Source organism: Deinococcus piscis (genome assembly GCF_014653275.1).
Classification (GTDB): Bacteria; Deinococcota; Deinococci; order Deinococcales; family Deinococcaceae; genus Deinococcus; species Deinococcus piscis.
Map to the genome: position 1 here is coordinate 1 of NZ_BNAL01000082.1, position 1,117 is coordinate 1,117.

Consider the following 1,117-nt stretch of genomic DNA (forward strand, 5'->3'; position numbering starts at 1 on the left):
AAGATATGGGAAAACAACGCAAAACCTGGTCACCTGAGGTCAAGGAGCAGATTGTTCTGGCAGTCCTGAGCGGGGAACAGACCATTGCAGAAGCTGCTCGTGAATACGAGGTCAGCGAGAGTTTGATTCACACCTGGCGTGCCCAGTTTCTGGAAGCGGGACGCGCCCGCCTCCAGGGAGCCAGGCCAGATGCAGCTCAAAAGAAGCTGGAGAAAGAAGTCGAACAGCTCAAGGCCATCATTGCGGATAAGGAGTTGTCGCTCTATATCGCAAAAAAAATCCGGGGTCTCTGAGCGTAGCTGGACTCCTGGCGTGCTACCAGGAGTTGCTTGAAGACCACCCGAAGCTGAGTCTCAGCAAGTTTGCCAGCGAGGTAGAGCGCCCTTATCACGTCCTGCGCGATGCCCGGCAGAACGCAGAGCGTTCTGCACAGCGGACGGAACGATGTCAGCACGTTCTGGAAGCAGTGCGGCTGAGAGCCTTGGAAGAGCCACTCAGCGGCTACCGTCTGATTTATCAGGCCCTACAAGATGTTCTGCGGCCTGCTCCGGGCCTCCATACTGTCCGTCGCTGCATGGTGGAGTTGAAGGTGCAGCGTCCAGTTCCCAGAAAGAAACGCCGTCCAGCAGTGAACCCTACGCCCGTCGTTCTCTGGCCAGCGGGCCGCCGGATTCAGATAGATGCCACGCGGCTCCGCCTGCCAGATGGAATCTGTTGGGCATATCTCGTCTTGGATGTAGAAAGCCGCGCACTGCTTCACATTGAGGTGGTCCGGCAGCTCTCGGCCAGCAGCGCGGTGACCGCGCTGCAACGAGGAGTCCATGTACTGCACCATCTCGGCATCCATGACCCGCTCCTGGTCATGACTGATGGTGGCTCAGATTTTACGTCTGGCGCATTCCAGGCGGCCTGTCAGGAGCTGGGCAACTGGGTACGGGCCAAGGTCTCGCAGAAGGGAGGAATGGGCATCCTGGAAAGGCTCAACCGGACCTTCAAATATGATGGGGTCTTCCGGGAAGAATTGACTGACATTGCCCAGCTTCGTGCGTTCAGCACGAAGTTCAGAGACTGGTACAACTCTGGAAGGAGACATTCCAGCCTGGGGTACGCCTATCCC

General features: G+C 57.7%; 2 protein-coding genes. Both read left to right on the forward strand.

Annotated features, from left to right (window positions below; all coding sequences use genetic code 11):
* A partial coding sequence (locus tag IE158_RS13390) for a transposase (RefSeq protein ID WP_229839143.1) occupies window positions 1-293 on the forward strand: 293 nt, incomplete at its 5' end.
* 32 nt (window positions 294-325) lie between these two features.
* Window positions 326-1,117 (forward strand): integrase core domain-containing protein (locus tag IE158_RS13395; protein ID WP_189644202.1); only part of this gene is annotated, 792 nt, incomplete at its 3' end.